Origin of the sequence: Roseibium album (assembly GCF_001404515.1) — a bacterium.
In the GTDB taxonomy this organism is placed as follows: Bacteria; Pseudomonadota; Alphaproteobacteria; order Rhizobiales; family Stappiaceae; genus Roseibium; species Roseibium album.
Genome location: NZ_CXWE01000001.1, coordinates 503,049 through 521,504 on the forward strand (window position 1 = coordinate 503,049; position 18,456 = coordinate 521,504).

The window sequence follows — 18,456 nt, forward strand, 5'->3', positions numbered from 1 at the left end:
TATAGGGCCATAGTCTCAGGCAAGCAGAGCCTCGCAAAATGGGTAAGTGGTCATCCGCTCGGCCCCCGTCTCGGTGATCAGGTACTGGTCCTCCAGTTTGACACCTTCGCTTTCCGCTTCCGCGCCGATATAGCTTTCAATGCAGATCACCATGCCAGGCTCGAAACAACCTTCGAATACATAAGGAACGCCATCAAAATAATGCGGCACATAGGGGAATTCGCCACATAGTCCGAGGCCGTGACCGAGACAATAATACCCATGGCCGCGATACTCGGCCGGAATAGGCCAGGCAGCACGCGCAAATTCTTCGTAGGAGACACCGGGTCCGAGGAGCATCGCATTGTGGTGCAACTGGTCATGGGCGAGCCTGTAGAGATCCTTTTGTCTCGGGCTGGCCGCACGGTCACCACACAGGAACGTTCGCGAAAAGTCCACGGCATAGTGCAGATAGCCCAGGGCATCGGTATCAAAACACACCAGATCCCCGGATTGCATACGCCGCGGGCCTGCCTCCTGAAAGTAAGGGAACGTTCTGCTGCCGGATTGAAATAGCCGGGTCGAGACGTATTCGCCTTCTGTCGCAATCAGGTGGCGGTGAAATTCGGACCACACTTCAACTTCACTGGCATCGGGCCTGATAGCCGCTTCAAGGGAGCGTGCAGCAGCCTCCACGCGGCTGACGGCCTCGCGCATGACTGAAATTTCCAAAGGCTGCTTGATGAGACGCGCAGTCGAAAAAACATCGGTCGCATCTTCCAGTTCAAGCCCGTCCTCGCGCAACGCATCAATGACCGGTAGATCGAAACCTTCTATCGCAAGCCGGGTTTCCACACCCAATGCGGATCTGACGTCGCGAACCAAACGGGTGATCTCGGAGCGGTATCCGGCACCGGAAATGGCGGAGATCCCCGGAGCCGCACGGATGTCTGTTGCAACCGGATTGCCCGTTTGCAGATGTTCGCAGCCTGCGAATTCCCAAAGAACGACTTTTCCCGATGCCAATATGAGGGCAAACCGGAATGGGCCCATGAGGCTGAACACAGTCATGTTCCGAGCACCGGTCGCGTAGAGAATATTGATCGGGTTGGCCGTCAGCACTGCGGGAACAGCACGTTCGGTCATGACCGAAACAAGACGCTTGTGGGTTTCTCTGATCAGACGATCGCGTTCAATTTCCAAGGCCGGGCGTCCCGTAGTGTTCTTGAGGCGCAGACGGAGGCAGGATGAACGACTTCGAACTCAGTCGGATTTGGCTGCTTCGATCCATTTTCCGAACGAGAATAGAAACCTTGAACGCTATTGCAAGCCGATGTGTGGTCGCCGCGAGCGCAAGGCAGAGGCGGCATGCTCGCGTTCCGCTGCCAGTCGCAAAGGGTCCTGTTTTGCGTGAGCGTGCGCGGAATACGGCTTTCGGCACATCGAACCGGCAATCGGCTTCGGTTCAATCGCGCGACGTGGATCGATGTAGGGCACAGGTCTTTCCAAAACGGCAAAATGATGCGTCAATGACGGGAAAGCCGTATTGTGAATGCTTTTTGATTGGCCTTTTGAAAATCAATTTGTCTAATTGGCAGCAACAGTTTCGGCGACCTGTATATCCGGCCACAAGATCCGGAAAGTGAAAACCAGTGGAGGTTACCCTGTGATTTTCAGGCAATTGTTCGACAAGACCTCATGCACATACACCTATCTGATGGCGAGCAGAAGTGGCGGTGAGGCGCTCCTGATTGATCCGGTCCTTGAACAGACCGGCCGTTATCTGAAACTTCTTGAAGAACTCGATCTGAAACTCGTCAAGGTGATCGACACGCATATTCACGCCGATCATGTCAGCGCCATGGGAAAACTCAGGGACGCTACGCGTTGCGTGACCGTCATGGGTGAACAGTCGCCGACGGAAGTCGTTTCCATGCGGGTCGGTGACAACGAGAAACTGACCATTGAAGGGTTGACGCTTAGAGCGCTTCACACACCCGGCCACACGAGCGAGAGCTACAGTTTCCTGATGGACGACCGCGTCTTTACCGGTGACACTCTCCTGATCAGGGGCACTGGCCGCACCGATTTCCAGAACGGCGACCCGTACGATCAGTACCACTCCTTGTTTGAACGCTTGCTCAAGTTGCCGGAACAGACATTTGTCTACCCCGGGCACGACTACAAGGGTGACACCGTCAGCACCATTGCGGAAGAGAAGGCGTACAATCCTCGCCTCAATGTTTCCTCGGCGGAAGAATACGCCGAGATCATGAACAACCTGAATCTTCCCAATCCGAAGATGATGGACGTCGCGGTTCCCGAGAATTTGAAGCTCGGACTGCGAATGGAAGCTCAACACCGCGTGCCCTCCGTTGAAGTGGACGCGTTGCTTGCGGACTGGCCGAATGTACAGATGCAGCTCGTCGATATCCGTGAGGAGAGCGAGCGCAGACGTGATGGCGCAATCCCGGGATCAATTCATTTGCCCTATGGACGGTTTGCTTCCCACTGTTCGGATGCCGGCACACTTCGCAGCCTCAACAGGAACGCGGACCTTTTGATCTATTGCGCCGTTGGTGAACGTTCGACGCTTGCTGTTGAAATAGCCAATGAATACGATCTGAAGGGACTTGCGCATCTGCCTGGAGGATTTCGCGCCTGGAAAGCCGCAGGTGGCGAGATCGAGGCGGTCGACTAACGCCTGGTCTTCGCGTCCGAAAAAAAGACCGATTGCCTTGGCAACCGGTCTGTTTGTTATTTCTGCGCCTTTGACGCCTTCCGCTCTGCACGGGAAGGCTTGTTCTTTTTCGGGGCCTTCTTTTTGGCAGCGGACGTTTTGGCCGCTATCCGTGGTTTCGGCTTGCGCCGCGCATCGGCGTCGCCTTCCTTGGCGCCCTTCCGGTGCGGTTTGCTGTCGCCGCTATCCTGGTCCTTTGAAAGCGCCTTCATGTCAAGCGGCTCATAAGCGGGATGATTGGGAGCGGCATCATCGTCGCGGCGCCGTTTCTTGCCGCGTGGCGCATCGAAATCGCGCTTCGGGCCACGTTTCGGTTTGCCGGATTTGAGGCTGTCTTCCGGTCCGAGTGTCTCGTAGTCTGGTGCATCCGCCTTGCGCGGGCGGCGTTTGGGCGGACCGCCGCGGTCGCGCCGGAACCCGTCGTCCTTGGGTGGTGCGGGGATCTTGCCGCCCCGAGCGTCCAGAAGCGTGATCGTGACGTTTTCCTCGCCTGAACCCTCACGCTTGATAACATCGGAAAAGCGCTTGCCGTGACTGCCTGCGATTTCGAAATACAGCTCGTTCTGGAAGATCTTGATCGCACCGACTTCTTTCTTGGTGACATGGCCCGCGCGGCAGATCATCGGCAGGATCCAGCGTGGCTCTGCCCGTTGCCTGTGACCGAGCGACAGGGAAAACCAGATGCCGTCCTCGAACTTTCCGGTAATTTCCGCGGTTCGGCCACCACGTGATCCGGCGTCCCGTCCCCTGAGCGAAGATTCATCGATCTCCGCAATCTCTTCCGGCGCGGGCATGCGAGACTGTCTCAGCTTGACGAACGCAGCTGCCAGTTGTTCCGCGCTGTGCAGTGCGAGGAGTTCCATCGCCAGTGCACGGTCCTCGTCTTCGAGTTCCACTGACAGCGCAGGGTCGGCAAGAAGCCGTTCCTTGTCGTTTGCGCGGATGGCTTCGGCCGTGGGCGCACCGGTCCAGGTTGCCTTGATCCCCGCAAATTGAAGTACGCGTTCAGCCTGGCGCCGTCTTGGGAACGGCACCATGAGAACACAGGTTCCCTTTCGTCCTGCGCGGCCGGTACGCCCGGACCGATGGAGCAGTCCAGCTTTCCCGGTTGGAAGATCCGCGTGGACAACCAGATCCAGATTTGGCAGGTCAATCCCGCGTGCGGCAACATCGGTGGCAACGCAGACGCGCGCGCGGCCGTCTTTCATGGCGGCCAATGCACTGGAACGCTGTTCCTGGCTGAGCTCGCCGGAAAGAGAAACAATCGAAAAGCCGCGGTTGGCGAGTCGCGACGTCAGACGGCTGACGGCTTCGCGTGTAGAACAGAAGACAATCGCCTTTTCAGCCTCATGCATTCGCAGGACGTTGATGATTGCGTTCTCTCGTTCATTCGGCGCAACAGGATGAGCGACATAATGGATGTCGCCGTGCTGCTCCCGCGCGTTGATAGTCGAGAGACGAACCGCGTCCTTCTGAAACCTCTTCGCAAGCTCCGCAATCGGCTTGGGAACGGTCGCCGAAAACATCAGCGTTCGGCGCTCCTGAGGAGCCGCGTCGAGAATAAACTCAAGATCCTCGCGGAAACCCATGTCGAGCATTTCATCGGCTTCATCGAGTACGACCGCGCGCAATTCAGACAGGTCAAGCGCGCCGCGCTCGATATGGTCACGCAAGCGGCCAGGTGTTCCGACGACGATGTGCACGCCGCGATCCAGTTGCCGCCGCTCGGTGCGCGGATCCATCCCGCCGACGCAGGACGCGGTGACGGCCCTGGCTTCTTCATAAAGCCAGGTCAGTTCTTCCTTGACCTGCAGCGCAAGCTCACGGGTCGGGGCAATCGCAAGGGCAATCGGAGCACCGGCTTTTCCAAGGTGTTCATTGTCGCGAAGGAGGGTCGGGGCGAGAGCAAGGCCGAAGGCAACCGTTTTTCCGGAACCGGTCTGGGCGGACACGAGAAGGTCCGCTTCTGCTGGTGCGTCGCTCAGAACGCTTTCCTGGACAGGCGTCAGGCTTTCATAGCCCCGCTTCGCCAACGCGGCCGACAGGGCCGGGGCGAGTGAATTCAATTCGGTCATAGAGATCTTTCAACTGCTCCGGATCATCTGCATGCCAATCAGCAGTCTACCGGATCCGCCCGGACTTCGTCGGGCGAGGATTTGCGCGGCTTATATATGCAAAAGCGGCTGTCGTCCACAGCGACCACATGACTCAATATTAGGCACAAGTGAAAGTAGTAACGATGGTTGCAAATGTGATTGGTATGAATTTAGTTGTAATTTTTAACATTAGACATAAAAGATTGTATTTTCACCCTCAGGTAGAGTGAATTTATTAACCTGCAACCATGCTAAATCCGGTCAGTTGAAGCGATGGGAGTGTCCGATGCTGAAATCGATTCGCATGCAGATCGCCCTGCTGGCGATTGTGCCGCTATTGGCCTACGGTGTTGCGACATTTATCGCGCTCAACGAGGCCTACACGGAAAGCCGGGTTGCCGCCGATATCTATCCGACGGCGCTGATGGCCGAAAAATCCGAGGCCGTGCTGCATGAATTGCAGAAGGAGCGGGGCAGGACTGCCGTTCTTCTTGCATCAGGCTACTCCGATGAGCCCAGGGCCCTCCTGGACAGGCAACGCGGCGCAACCGACAAGGCGCTTGACGACCTGCGAAAGACGGTTGTTGATTTCAATGTCGGCAATCCCAAGCTTGTTGAAGAAGTCCGCGCCACTGCAAGCGGGTTGGACACCATCGCAGGGCACCGCTCCGGAATCGATGGCCGGATCCTGAACGGCAAGCAAAACCTGGAATTTTATTCAGGTAAGATTCGCGACCTGATCCTGATTATTCAGGAAGCCCAGCATGCGAGTGCGGATCCCGAATACGCCGAACAGATGACACCATTCCTGCTGCTCACCGAAGCGATCGAGGCAGGTGGGCTGGAACGTGCGCTTGGTGCTCAGCTCTTCACGATCATCGAGAAGAACGAAGAAATACCAGTTGATCGGTTTCTTGCCTATTTTGATCGCTTGTCGGTTGAAACCACGTTTCTGGAGAACTTCAAGAGTGTTGCGACGCCGGAAGAGCTCGCATCCTACAACCAGATCGTGGTGGGGCCGGCTGTCAATCAGATCGCGGAGTGGCGCAGTGTTCTGCGCAATTTGCCGCAGACGCAGGACGGTCAGGGGATCGAGGGATCCGTCTGGTTCGGTAAGGCGACCGAACGCCTGAACCTGATCCGAGAGACATCGCTGGGGATGCTCAAGGCCGGAGAACTAAGAGCACAGGAGCTTGCTGCTGCCGCGATTTCCCACCTGAATTACGTAATTGCCGAAACGCTTGCTGTTATCCTTCTGACCCTTGCAATATGTGTCTGGCAGCTCCGCGGCGTCAACGGTGTCCTGGCAAACCTGACTGCCAACCTCGTGCGCATTTCCAATGGTGATATCGAGTTCAAGATGCCCTACGGCGAGCGTAGCGACGTCATTGGGGATCTCGCGCGTGCCGGTGGTGTTTTTCAGGAGAACGCGAGGGTGCGTCAGAAACTGGAGACCGAAGCTGCCAAGGAACGTGATCGCGAGCGCATGCGCCAGAATCACGTTGAGGAATTGATCAACAAGTTCAAGGATCTGATGAACAGCGTTACAGGCGAAGTTCACGAAAAGACAGGCACCATGACCGAGATTGCTGCGCGTGTCCGGTCGATCTCGCAAGAAGCATCTGGAGCTGCAACACAAGCCCGCGATGCATCCGCCTCGTCATCAAACAACGTTCAGACAGTCGCAGCCGCAGCCGAAGAGATGTCCGCCGCGATCCAGGAAATCATGAGCCAGGCCGATCGTGCCAACACTGTCATCAGCGACGCGACGGGTGTGGCGCAACGAACTGATCAGAGTGTTTCAAGCCTAGCGGAAGCGGTGGAAAAAATAGGAACCGTCGTGGAGATGATCCGGGCAATTGCCGAACAGACCAATCTCCTGGCGCTGAATGCGACCATAGAGGCCGCAAGAGCCGGTGAGGCCGGCAAGGGGTTCGCGGTGGTCGCGGCGGAGGTCAAGGAGCTTTCCACGCAAACCGCCAAGGCAACGGAGGAAATCTCAAGTCAGATTTCCTCCGTGCAGGGACTGACCGATGAAGCCGTCGGTTCCATTCGGAAGATTTCCGGTTCCATTGAGATGATCAGTGAAGTGACCAGTGCGATCACAACCGCGGTCGGTGAGCAAAGCGTTGCGACGCAGGAGATCTCGCAAAGCATCACCATGGCCGCGAGCGAGACGAGCAATGCCGTCAACAGCGCCGAAAGCGTCGATCAGGCCGTTCAGACAACTGCGGGTGAAGCTCAAATCGTCGATCGTATCTCCGGCGAGGTCAAGGACGTTGCCGATCAGATGGCAAAGGGCATCGAAGGGTTCCTTGTTGAAATGGCCCAGGATGTTGAGGAACGCCGCCGGGCCTCGCGCACACTGGAGACGGGTCAGACGGTAACATTGACTACTCAAGACGGGCGCGAGATTACGACCAGCCTGGTGAACAGTTCCGAAGGTGGTGTTGCAGTCACCAGCTTTGAAGGTGCCGACGTTGGAATGCGCATTACCTATGAGGACGCGTCCGGTGACAGGCACCCCATGGAAGTCAGGTGGGTGAAGGATGGTATTGCCGGACTGAAAATCAATGCGGCTGAAGACCACCTGTATGCGGCGGCTTGAATTGCAACCCCCTCCACGCAATTGAGCTAGTTCGCACAAGGCCGGGAAAGACTTGCATCGCAAGGCTTTCCCGGCTTTTCTCTGTTCATGCAGGCTTTCTCCCAGCTTCTGGACCGACTTTCCCTCGAACCCCGGCGCCTTGCGAAGGAGGCGTTGCTGGTGCGTTACTTTCAGGAAACGGCCAATCCGGATCGTGGCTACGCCCTTGCCGCACTGACTGGGGGACTTTCGTTCAAAAACGCAAAACCTGCGCTTCTTCGATCCCTGATCAGTGAACGAACAGATCCGCAGCTGTTTGCGCTATCTTATGATTTTGTCGGGGATCTTTCCGAGACAATAGCGCTGATGTGGCCCGAGGCCGGAAGGAACCGTCCTGATGTGACCAACGGCGAATTGACGCTGACGCAGGTCGTTACTGAATTGGAGACTGCCGGAAAAACAGACGTTCCCCGATTGTTGACGGCATGGCTTGACCGGCTGGACGAGACAGGCAGGTGGGCGTTGTTGAAACTCGTGACCGGCGGCCTGCGTGTCGGTGTCTCCTCAAGGCTTGCCAAGACATCGGTTGCAAAGCTCGGCTGTCTGGATGTGTCTCAGATTGAAGAAGTCTGGCATGGATTGAAACCGCCCTATGAAACTCTGTTTGCCTGGGCAGAGGGAAAAGGCACAAGACCTGACAATCAGGATCCGGCACCGTTCCGGCCGGTCATGCTGGCGCACCCGCTGGATGAAGCCCGGGATACCGGCATACTGGTGGCTGCGGACTACGCAGTTGAATGGAAATGGGACGGCATCCGGGTGCAGGCAGCGGCAGGGGAGACTTCAAGCGGTGAAACGGTTCGCCGCCTTTACAGCCGCACGGGCGAGGATATTTCCAGGGCGTTTCCCGATATTGTCGAGTTGCTGGATTTCAATGCCTGCATAGATGGTGAGCTTCTGATTGTTCATGATGGCAAGGTAAAACCCTTTTCCGACCTTCAAAAACGTCTGAATCGCAAGACAGCAGGACCGAAACTGATCCGGGACCATCCGGCAGCGATCCGGGCATATGATCTGCTCCAGATAGGTGACGAGGATCTGCGCGACAGGCCGTTTGTTGAGCGGCGCAAGAGGTTGGAGGTATTCATTGGTACAGTTTCAGATCCGCGCATCGAGCTGTCGCCGATGGTTGAAGTGAACGGGTGGGATGAAATAGCCGCCGCACGCGCCGACCCGCACAAACTTCTCCGGTCCGACGACGCCGAAGCTGTCGAGGGACTGATGCTCAAGCAATGGGCCTCTTCATATGTCAGTGGCCGGCCGAAAGGACCCTGGTTCAAATGGAAACGCGAACCGTTTCTGGTCGACACCGTGCTCATGTATGCTCAGCGGGGACACGGAAAACGGTCTTCCTTTTACTCGGACTACACATTTGGCGTCTGGCGGCGCGGAGATGCCGGCGAGGAATTGGTGCCGGTCGGCAAAGCCTATTTTGGCTTCACCGATGAAGAACTTCGTGAAATTGACCGATTTGTCCGCAACAACACAATCAACCGTTTCGGCCCTGTGCGGGAAGTCGAACACGGCAAGGATCAAGGTCTTGTTCTGGAAGTGGCCTTCGAAGGACTGAACCGTTCGACCCGGCACAAGTCCGGCGTTGCCATGCGGTTTCCAAGAATATCCAGGTTGCGATGGGACAAGCCGCCGGCGGAAGCCGACCGGTTGGAAGCGTTGGAAGCGTTGTTGCCGGACAGTTGAGCATTGACAGGGATGAGGCGGAAAGTTTCCGCAAGCCGCGCTTTGGCCATGGATTTGTGTCACCCATCACCGCTATGAGAGTACAGCGACAGGTCTGCTGTTGAGCAAAACCCGGAGACCCACGATGACGATGCGCAAGATTACGTTCCTTTACCTCCTTGGCGCGGTAGCGGCTGTCTTGGTCCTGGCGGTACCTGCGCAAGCCCAGTCAGGAATGGCAGGCAAGGATTCCCAGGCCGTGACCGAGGGACAGCCCGAGCGGTTCTCTCTTGTTGAAGCCGACGGAGACATCCTGAGGGTCGACCGGCAAACTGGCACTGTTTCGATTTGCCGGAAACAGAACAGCTCCTGGAGATGCAACCCGGTGCCATTGGCGGAAGAAGCCTATCTTGCGGAAATCAATGAGCTGGCAGCGGAAGTTGACCGCCTGTCAGCCCGTCTTGAGCAACTGGAAGATCAGGCCGGATCTCCCGCGCCGCAAGCACCTGGTTCGACTCTGAAACGGCAGGGTCCGAAGACAGATGAAGGAGACCAGACATCCAGATGGATCGAGGAGGATGAGGAGCTGGAACGGGTTCTGACCTTTACTGAAAGTGCCATGCGGCGATTTTTCGGCATGGTGCGCGACTTGCAGAAAGACTTTGACAACGACGGGAACTAGACGTGGTGCCTCAACTGGGTGTCTTCTTCGAACACGGTGTCCGGGAGACCAGTGATCAATAGCACCCACCGTAAAGCATTCACGAGCCTGTACGATGAGGGGTCTCGCACTTGCCCCTGTATTCTGTCGCAAATTGAATTGAAGCCCAACAAGCCGCCTGGGTGCTCACGAGCGAATTTCGGGTTGAGAAGCGCAGGCAAGTTTTGGATTGCCTTGCGCCCGGTCTTAACTGCTAAACCGTTTGAGTCAGTCGATTAGCATCTTTGAAATGCTGCTGTGAGCCTCTTCCGGCAAGGCAACGGCCTTGCGCGTCGAAAGATCCATTGTCAGGGCGACAACGTCCAGGGTCGCAACCAGTCTGGTCGTACGGCTTTCAAACAAATGATGCCGCATCGAGAAAGTGTTGGCGTTGACGCTGGTAAATCCTGTTGCGACGACCACTGTGTCTCCGGATTTAACCGGTGTCGACCAGGTCAGCTTCATCTCTGCGGCGACCCGGCCATATCCGTTTTGGTTTAGATATGCATGATCCATCGGTGTGCGCTGCCAGACATGCGCGACGCCATCGGTAAAGCAGGAGAGGGCAAACTGGTCATCTGCCTTTCCATCCGGCCCGATGTTGCGCGGCAGCACCGTTCCCCTGAAGCAGATTTCCGCGCCGTGAGACAACAGTCCTGGCAACGAGGTGCGTAGTCCCGCCGGGCCGGACGGGATTCCTCGCGGCGCTGCTTCGGAAATCATGGGGGTCTGGAATTCCTTGAAACGCTGACGCAGCGATTTGGCGGAATTCGGGCTTGGTTCATATCCGTCGAGAGCGGTTGCCGCCAGGGTGCCTGTGGTTCCGTCACGCATTTCATGCACAACGGTCAACATGTGCGGACCGTCGAAGGCAACGCTGGAGTGTACAGTTATCAGATCGCCTGTGCGTAGTTCCCGGTGGTAGCGGACGTGTCTCACACGCCTTGCACCGACGATTGTTTCACTCAACCCGCACATCAAACGGAACTGGCGGTCGGCTTCTTCAAATCGGTTAAAATAGAACTGAACGTTTAGGTGATCATTTTCATCGCATTCCCAGCGATTCACAAATGAGTAAAGAGTAGCTTGAATGGTCATTCTATAACTTCGTGCGCTTAGTGATTTATTAGGTTTTTGCGAATTGGTACAAGTTCATTTGTTGCTCTCTTTTGAGATTTTATCAATAAGAAATGTAGACTGTGGAAAAAATAGTTTGGATTGATCGCGAAATATTCTCAATAGGTGAAATGCTACTGCGGAAACTTAACATTAAACCCGTAGTTGCACGTTCCGATATGAAGTTAATCTAGGTTTTATATTAAAAGGGAAGAATTGCGTGCCGGCGAAAATCTATCGCCTTGCCGTAGAGGCGCGGATGAAAAAGTGCATACATTCACCAAAAGCATTGTTTGACTTGCGCGCAACCCATGATGCAAACATACTTCAAACAAGCCGCATTACGGAACAAAAAGCCGATAGAGTCGCCTTGAAGCGCACGCTTGCAGCGGAGCGCTCGGCGAAAAAAAGGCTGGTAAGGCGGAAAAGTGACCGTTGAGGGAGGAAAAACAACGTGTCGTCGACCTCATATCGTTTTATCATCGCAGATGATCATCCTCTGTTTCGTGGAGCTCTGCGGCAAACGCTCGAAACGCAGTATCCTGATGCGTCCATAGAGGAAGCAGGGGCGCTTGAAGATGTAACGTCGCGCCTTGAAAAGGACGGCGATGCCGATCTCATCCTTCTCGATCTGACGATGCCTGGAATGCGGGGCTTTTCCGGCCTGATGTATTTGCGTGCGCAATATGCCGGCGTTCCGGTGGTTGTTGTTTCCGCGAATGAAGAGCCGCAGGCAATCCGGAGGGCAATTGAATTCGGAGCTTCTGGTTTCATACCCAAATCACACGGCATCGAAGTCATCCGTCAGGCGATTTCTGAGGTCATGTCCGGCAACATGTGGACACCACCCGATGTCGATCTGAAGGCTGACGATGGCAGTGATGATCTGGTTCAACGCTTGTCCACGCTGACACCGCAACAGGTTCGCGTTCTGATGATGTTGTCCGAAGGCCTGCTGAACAAGCAGATCGCGTATGAGCTGTCGGTGTCCGAGGCTACGGTCAAGGCTCATGTCTCTGCCATTCTGCAAAAGCTTGGTGTGGAAAGCCGAACTCAAGCCGTCATCGCCGCCTCCAAGATTGAGGCCGGGCAATGGCAGCTCGGCGGGGAGACGCAGGAAGCTGCCGGGGCGTAGCAACATCCTTCCAGCACGGGTGTCGGCAAATCATCCTATACAGGCCGCAACGAAAGCGGTCTGTGCGTTGTTTATGTGCCAACTGGACCTCGGAAGCAGTCTGTTAACCTAAACGGGCATTAGCTCTAAATTCTTTAAATGTTTCAGAAATTTCCGTAATTCCGACCAAGCCTTTTACCGGAATTTCAGGGATTGCACTTACGTTCCCCCCATTGAACTGTGACGCCCACAGCGGCGAGTAGTGGATGCGGAGACGAGATGCGGCCCGGCGCCAATTGGAAATTGATCCTCCAGACGATATTGATGGCGCTAGTGTCACCCGGGACGCGCATTAGATTTGCAGCGTCGAAGACGGATGGGCAAATGGATTCCAGTCCGTCGAGGGCTCTCCTTCTTGCATTCGGTCATCCTGTCGTCGATCAGTACCTGGCCTGCAAGGTGCGGGCGGCGCAGATCGCGAGTATCGCCCGCCTGACGCCGCTCACTATTCTTGCCAACATCGTCAACGTGGTGGTCGTCACTCCTGTCCTGGCGCTGGTCCTGCCGCTTCCTTATGTTTTGGGTTGGGTGATTGCGGTGTTGAGCCTTATGGCGCTCACCGCGATAAAGTGGTTTCTCGCGAAACGTTCGCCGGTGGAACTGGCATCCCGACGAGCCCTTTCAGCAGCCTTGCGCCACGCCACCGTATTGAGTGCGCTTTGGGCCGTCGTGCCCATCGTCGCCTTTGCAAGTGGAAATTTGAACGGTATCTGGATTGCGTCCTGCATCACCACCGGGATGATTTGTGGCGGAGGGTTTGCACTTGCCACGGTACCCCAGGCCGCCTTCAGGTGGGTCGCAATCCTCTATGTGGCAACCGTTGTCGCGCTTGTCATCGATCAGGGCGTGATGATGTGGCCGCTCCTGTTTTTGCTAACCAGCTACGCTTTCGTGGTGATCGGCAGCACGACGGCGGCGGGATGGTTGTTTGCGTCTCATTTTCTCGCAGAGGCGGAGCTCGAAAAGCACAGCGAGCTGATTGCACTGCTGCTGAATGAGTTTGAGGAAACATCGAGCGACTGGATCTGGGAAGCCAACAGTGCCGGAAATTTCCGGAATGTCTCAGACCGGTTTCTGCATGCGAGCGGTCGAAGCAGATCGGAACTCCATGCCATGCGCATGGTTGATCTGGCCTACTCTCTCGATGAGGACGAAGCGCGGGATGCGGTCGCCAAACTCGAGGAAGCCATTGGCCTGCAAAAATCTTTCCGCGAGATGATCATCGGTCTGACGGTCAATGGTGAAGAACGCTGGTGGTCCCTTGCCGCAAGACCAATCTATGACGATCACGGCTCATTCGCTGGATACCGGGGGGTGGCCTCCGATATCACGGAACCTCGACGCGCCAATGCGCTTGCATCTCATCTGGCAGACCATGATTCACTGACCGGTATCGGGAACCGCAGCTGGTTCCTGAAGCAGGCTGAGAGCATGCTGGAGGAACAAGCCCGGACCGGCCAGAACACGCTGACGCTGTTTCTCATCGACCTGGACAATTTCAAGGTTGTCAACGATACGAGCGGACACCCGGCCGGCGATGAGCTTTTGCGGCAGGTTGCCGACAGGTTTACGGCCATCAGCGAGGGCAGGACCGCGTTGGCCCGTTTCGGGGGAGACGAATTCGCTGCACTTGGCCGCTTCGTCAGCGACCAGGCGGCGAGTGCTTTTGCCGAAGAGCTTGTCAGTGTGACGCGAAAACCCTTCAGGATTGGACGGCGAGACTTCGCGATCGGTTCAACGGTCGGCTTCACGCGGCTGCGCGACAAAGGGGACACGGTCGACGATCTGATGCGAAAGGCCGACATCGCCCTCTACAAGGCCAAGGAAAGTGGCCGTGGCCGGGCACTTGCTTTTGAAAGTGACATGGAGCGCGAAGTTCGCGAACGCCGGGAACTGGAAGCGGATCTGCGTGAAGCCTTCGAATACGGCAGGCTCAGTGTCGAATTCCAGCCGATTGTTGATTCCCGTTCCGGAAAAGTGGTCTCAAGCGAGGTCTTGGTCCGCTGGTTCCATCCAACGCGCGGTGAAGTTACGCCGAATACTTTCATACCCATTGCCGAACACGCCGGTCTTATCCTGCCGCTCGGAAACTGGGTTCTGCGAAAGGCATGTGCGGCGGCGGCGCAATGCCCCGAACTGGAGAGCGTCGCGGTGAACCTGTCACCGGTGCAGTTCATGGACCCCAACCTTGTGGGGCATATCACGTCCGTTCTTGATGAGACCGGATTTCCACCCGAGCGTCTTGTTCTTGAGATCACAGAATCGGTTTTTCTGCGGGACTTCGGATCAGCGCCGGACAAACTGGAAAAACTTCGCGATCTCGGTATCAAGATCTCGCTGGATGATTTCGGTACCGGCTATTCGTCGCTGTCCTACCTGCGGCAATACAAGTTCGACAAGATCAAGATCGACAAGTCTTTTGTGGACGAGATCGGAGAACGCAGCGATGGTTTGGCCATTATTTCTGCTGTGATCGCTCTTGCGCACAACCTCGGCCTTGAGGTGACTGCGGAAGGTGTTGAGCGCCAGTTCCAGGTGGAAGCCTTGCGCACCCTGGGGTGTGACACGCTGCAGGGCTATTACTTCGGCAAACCACATGCAAATCCGATGAAGATAACGCAAGTCAGTTCTGAAGACTGGGAAGACCGTAGCCCCAGTACCGCACCACAAAACTCCCTGGAGCCTCAACAGGTGCCGGGAAAAAAATCCTCCGCATCGTGAAGATTTACTCTGCCGCTTGACCAGCCTGGCATCGGGCAAGCTGCGCGCGCAACGCGGCAGGCTTGACCGGCTTGTTGAAGAAGGAGATATCCTTGTCTCCGGCTTCTGACCGCACGGGTCTGCTCCGGTCTGCGGTAATCAGGATTGCCGGAATGCTGTTTCCGAATTTCCACCTGAGTTTGACGATTGCCTCAATGCCTGTGCCCTCATCCAGATGGTAGTCGGCCAGGATGACGTCAGGCGTCAGGCCTGCCTTGTTCAGGAGCGCAGCGGCTTCATGCTCATTTGCAGCGGTGACGACTGTACAGTTCCAGCTCGACAAGAGATGGTGCATCCCGCTCAAGATGTCCGGTTCGTTGTCAATTGCCACGACGCAAAGGCCGTCCAGATTGCCGATTGCAGCAGGGGCTTGTTTGGCGGGTTCGATATCGGGAACTGCCGCTGAACGCGGTAACTCAACGGAGAAACAGGATCCCTTGTCGGCGTCCGAGCGAAGGTCGACAGGATGGTTCAGAACATGACTGATCCGTTCCACGATCGACAGGCCAAGTCCAAGGCCCTTGGCAACACGCATGCCATCATCAAGCCTGTGAAACTCTTGAAAAATGGCCTTCTGCTTGCTTTTCGGGATTCCCATTCCGGTGTCGTGGATCTCGACAAGCACACGGTTGCCACGACGCCTGCAGCCGACCAGAACCCGGCCTTCCTGAGTGTATTTCAACGCATTGGAAACCAGATTTTGCAGCAGGCGGCGTAACAGCCGACGATCGGTTCGAATGGAAATTGACGTCGGCACGATCCTCAGTTCGAGACCCTTTTCCTGCGCGACGGGTTGAAAATCAAGCGCAAGACCACGCAAGATTTCATCCAGCCGGAATACGGTCGGCTCCGGTTTCAAGGCACCAGTGTCGAGCCGGGAAATGTCGAGCACGGCGCCTATGATGTCCTCAACCGATTCCAGTGCCGCTTCCACGTTGCGCACGAGATCGCCGTCGTCACCTTCCTTGAGTTTGTCGACCAGGACGGACGAGTAAAGTCTTGCAGCGTTAAGGGGCTGCAAAATGTCATGGCCGGCAGCAGCCAGAAATCTGGTCTTGCCGATATTGGCTTCTTCTGCGGCGCGTGTGGCTTCGACGAGGCGTTCGTTGACGTGCGTGAGTTCCTCGGTTCTTTCCCTGACGCGCCGCTCGAGCGTTTCGTTGGCGCGCGCAAGTGCATCTTCTGCCATGACCCGTTCCGTGATGTCGGTATAGGTGGTGACGATTCCTCCGTCCGGCATGGGGCTGATCCGAACTTCAAACACAGTGTCACTGGATTCCAGACGCTCCTGGAAGGTTTCCTGGACGAGCACCAGCTTTTCGATCCGGTCGGCGACAATCGCTTCGACTGGCCCCGGGCCGTGTTCGCCGCGTTCTGCGTTCACGCGCAAAATCGCGTCGAGAGTGGTGCCGACCTGACCATATTCCGCAGGCAGTCCAAGAAGGTCCCTGAACTGGCGATTCCAGCAGATCAGTCGCAAATCCCGGTCGAAAACACCGATGCCTTGTCGAACCTGATTGAGCGCTGTTTGCAGAAGATCGCGGTTGTACTGGATGGCAACGGATGCGTCGTCGAGAAGTTTTACTGCTCCCTTGGTCGACGGATCGTGGCGTTTGAGCATCAGCGTCAGAACCAGACGTGAAGATGCAGCGCCGATGGCGCTTGCCAGGAGTTGCTCGGAAAACCTCAGCAGATTGGCATCGGCCAGGGTATTGGGGTCGAGCGGGATACCTCTTTCGGTCGCGAACCGATGAAACGAACGTTCCGTGCGTTCCTCGCCAAGATAGCGGGCGACAGTCGATTGCAGGTCGCCTGCTGTCACGGAGGTTCGCCAGTATCGAAGGCTCGGCGACGGGGTGAATTCTGCGGGCACAAATACATTTGCCTGCAGCGTTTCGGCCGGCAGCGGTTTTCTGATAAAGGAGACGCCGATGAAAAGCAGGATATTGATACAAAGGCTCCAGAGCGTCCCATGAATAAAGGGATCGGCCTCGATTCCAAAGAGCGATTGCGGGTTCAAAACGCCCACGCCGAACGGACCTGTTTCCAGAAAACCGGCCGAAATCAGCCCGGATTGAGCGAAAGTCGGCAAAAGAAGAGTGTAGACCCAAAGCACGAACCCGCCGCTCAGTCCTGCCAGCGCCCCCAGAGAGGTTGCCCTGCGCCAGACAAGGGCCCCGATAAAGGCAGGCGCGAATTGCGCAATCGCGGCAAAGGACAGCAGGCCGATCGATACCAGCGCCGCGGTGTCACCGGCAGCCCGGTAATAGGCATAGGCCAGAAGAAGGATCGCAAAAATCGCCAGGCGGCGGATCGTGAGCAACTGCCGGCTCATGTCCCGTCCACTGGTATTGACCAGCTCGTCCTCACTGTGGCGGCGAAGAAGGAGCGGAACAACAATGTCATTGGAAATCATGATTGCCAGCGCTACCGTGGCGACGATGACCATTGCAGTTGCGGCGGACAATCCGCCGATGAAGACAAACAGTGCCAGCCAGTTCTGGCCGGCATCAATCGGCAGGGCAAGAACGAAAGTATCGGGATTGATATCCTGGCCGAAGCGCAGCATTCCGGCAGCGGCAATCGGGATCACGAAGAGATTGATCAGAACCAGATAGACAGGGAACAGCCAGGTTGCCCGCCGAAGTTCGGCATCGGAGTTGTTTTCCGTGACGGTGACATGAAACTGACGCGGCAACATCAGAACCGCGAATCCGGACAGAATTGACAGGATCAGCCAGTTGCTCACGTTGATCGGCTGTTCGAATACCTCTGCCACCTCCGGAGCTTCCGTAATGGCCCGGACCAGGTCGAACGGGCCGTCGAACAGCCAATAAGTGACCCATACGCCAACGGCCAGAAAGGCAAACAACTTGACGATCGCTTCAGTTGCGATTGCCAGCATGAGGCCTTCCTGGTGTTCCGTCGCATCGATGTGACGAGTTCCGAAAGCCCAGCTGAAGATGGCCATGCCCAGTGCGATAAGCAGCGTCACGTCGTCGAAGACAGGGGTAAAGATGTCGCCGGGCGAAATCAGCGGCCCCACCATGGTCGTGACCGACAGGGAAACGGCTTTCAGCTGCAGCGCGATATAGGGGATTACGCCAATCACGGCGATCAGTGTTGCGAGTGCCGCCACGGATTGGCTTTTGCCGTATCGCGCGCCGATGAAATCGGCAATCGACGTGATGCTCTCCGTCTTCGAGATCTGGACGATCCGCCGCAGCAGCGGATAACCAAGTGCGAATACAAGCAGGGGGCCGATATAGATTGTCAGAAATTCCGCACCACTCCTGCTGGCGTTTCCAACCGAGCCGAAGAATGTCCAGGACGTGCAATAGACGGATAAGGAAAGTGCGTAGATGAATGGACGTCCACCGGCGCGTGATGATTTGCGGCGCGTCATCCGGTCGCCATAGCTGGCAATGGCAAACAGCAGCAGGATATAGGCCGTTGCGGTCAATATCACGATCCATCCGTGCAACATTGCGCTGTTTACTGTCCTCCCGACCCGGTTCCTGCAGCAATTTGTTTCGCCGCCTTATCCAGATCGGAGCACAGCGAAAC

10 protein-coding genes are annotated in these 18,456 nt (G+C 56.4%); 6 read left to right on the forward strand and 4 right to left on the reverse strand.

Features of this window, described 5'->3' with window-relative positions:
* Nucleotides 1–15 precede the first annotated feature (15 nt).
* A complete protein-coding gene (locus LA5095_RS02320; RefSeq protein WP_055111573.1) occupies nt 16–1,182 on the reverse strand; it encodes a M24 family metallopeptidase in 1,167 nt (388 codons plus the stop codon).
* Between the two features lie 463 nt (nt 1,183–1,645).
* Here LA5095_RS02320 and LA5095_RS02325 point away from each other — a divergent pair, with 463 nt between their 5' ends.
* Nucleotides 1,646–2,680: an MBL fold metallo-hydrolase gene (locus LA5095_RS02325; protein ID WP_055112657.1), complete on the forward strand. Its 1,035-nt coding sequence runs from the start codon at nt 1,646–1,648 to the stop codon at nt 2,678–2,680.
* A 56-nt stretch (nt 2,681–2,736) separates the two neighbouring features.
* On the opposite strand, the gene LA5095_RS02330 is transcribed toward LA5095_RS02325, so the two are convergent.
* Nucleotides 2,737–4,794: a DEAD/DEAH box helicase gene (locus LA5095_RS02330; protein WP_055111576.1), complete on the reverse strand. Its 2,058-nt coding sequence runs from the start codon at nt 4,792–4,794 to the stop codon at nt 2,737–2,739.
* 307 nt (nt 4,795–5,101) lie between these two features.
* Here LA5095_RS02330 and LA5095_RS02335 point away from each other — a divergent pair, with 307 nt between their 5' ends.
* The 3 genes from LA5095_RS02335 to LA5095_RS02345 all read left to right on the forward strand — a co-directional run bounded on the left by LA5095_RS02335 (nt 5,102) and on the right by LA5095_RS02345 (nt 9,821).
* Complete coding sequence (locus tag LA5095_RS02335; protein WP_055111578.1) at nt 5,102–7,423, forward strand: methyl-accepting chemotaxis protein; 2,322 nt, start codon at nt 5,102–5,104, stop codon at nt 7,421–7,423.
* A gap of 87 nt (nt 7,424–7,510) precedes the next feature.
* Complete coding sequence (locus tag LA5095_RS02340) at nt 7,511–9,160, forward strand: cisplatin damage response ATP-dependent DNA ligase (protein WP_055111580.1); 1,650 nt, start codon at nt 7,511–7,513, stop codon at nt 9,158–9,160.
* A gap of 124 nt (nt 9,161–9,284) precedes the next feature.
* The gene (locus tag LA5095_RS02345; protein WP_055111582.1) at nt 9,285–9,821 is read left to right on the forward strand and encodes a hypothetical protein; all 537 of its coding nucleotides are present in this window, start codon (nt 9,285–9,287) and stop codon (nt 9,819–9,821) included.
* A 246-nt stretch (nt 9,822–10,067) separates the two neighbouring features.
* Here the strand turns inward: LA5095_RS02345 and LA5095_RS02350 are convergent, their stop codons facing one another.
* Nucleotides 10,068–10,937 (reverse strand): thioesterase family protein, encoded by an 870-nt coding sequence (locus tag LA5095_RS02350; protein WP_055111585.1) that lies wholly within the window; start codon nt 10,935–10,937, stop codon nt 10,068–10,070.
* 472 nt (nt 10,938–11,409) lie between these two features.
* On the opposite strand from LA5095_RS02350, the gene LA5095_RS02355 reads away from it, so the two are divergent.
* Both LA5095_RS02355 and LA5095_RS02360 read left to right on the forward strand, forming a co-directional pair.
* The gene (locus LA5095_RS02355) at nt 11,410–12,090 is read left to right on the forward strand and encodes a response regulator (RefSeq protein WP_055111587.1); all 681 of its coding nucleotides are present in this window, start codon (nt 11,410–11,412) and stop codon (nt 12,088–12,090) included.
* Between the two features lie 363 nt (nt 12,091–12,453).
* Entirely contained in the window at nt 12,454–14,850 is a 2,397-nt protein-coding gene (locus LA5095_RS02360) for a putative bifunctional diguanylate cyclase/phosphodiesterase (protein ID WP_208992523.1), read from the forward strand.
* A 4-nt stretch (nt 14,851–14,854) separates the two neighbouring features.
* Here LA5095_RS02360 and LA5095_RS02365 read toward each other — a convergent pair whose 3' ends face one another.
* Nucleotides 14,855–18,376, reverse strand: coding sequence for a PAS domain-containing hybrid sensor histidine kinase/response regulator (locus tag LA5095_RS02365; protein ID WP_055111592.1), 3,522 nt, complete (start codon nt 18,374–18,376; stop codon nt 14,855–14,857).
* Nucleotides 18,377–18,456 lie beyond the last annotated feature (80 nt).

What these genes read in the sequence shown, in the direction of transcription:
- LA5095_RS02330 (WP_055111576.1), bottom strand. Translation starts at nt 4,794, where the DNA reads ATGACCGAATTGAATTCACTCGCCCCGGCCCTGTCGGCCGCGTTGGCG.
- LA5095_RS02335 (WP_055111578.1), top strand. Translation starts at nt 5,102, where the DNA reads ATGCTGAAATCGATTCGCATGCAGATCGCCCTGCTGGCGATTGTGCCG.
- LA5095_RS02340 (WP_055111580.1), top strand. Translation starts at nt 7,511, where the DNA reads ATGCAGGCTTTCTCCCAGCTTCTGGACCGACTTTCCCTCGAACCCCGG.
- LA5095_RS02345 (WP_055111582.1), top strand. Translation starts at nt 9,285, where the DNA reads ATGACGATGCGCAAGATTACGTTCCTTTACCTCCTTGGCGCGGTAGCG.
- LA5095_RS02350 (WP_055111585.1), bottom strand. Translation starts at nt 10,937, where the DNA reads ATGACCATTCAAGCTACTCTTTACTCATTTGTGAATCGCTGGGAATGC.
- LA5095_RS02360 (WP_208992523.1), top strand. Translation starts at nt 12,454, where the DNA reads ATGGATTCCAGTCCGTCGAGGGCTCTCCTTCTTGCATTCGGTCATCCT.
- LA5095_RS02365 (WP_055111592.1), bottom strand. Translation starts at nt 18,376, where the DNA reads ATGTTGCACGGATGGATCGTGATATTGACCGCAACGGCCTATATCCTG.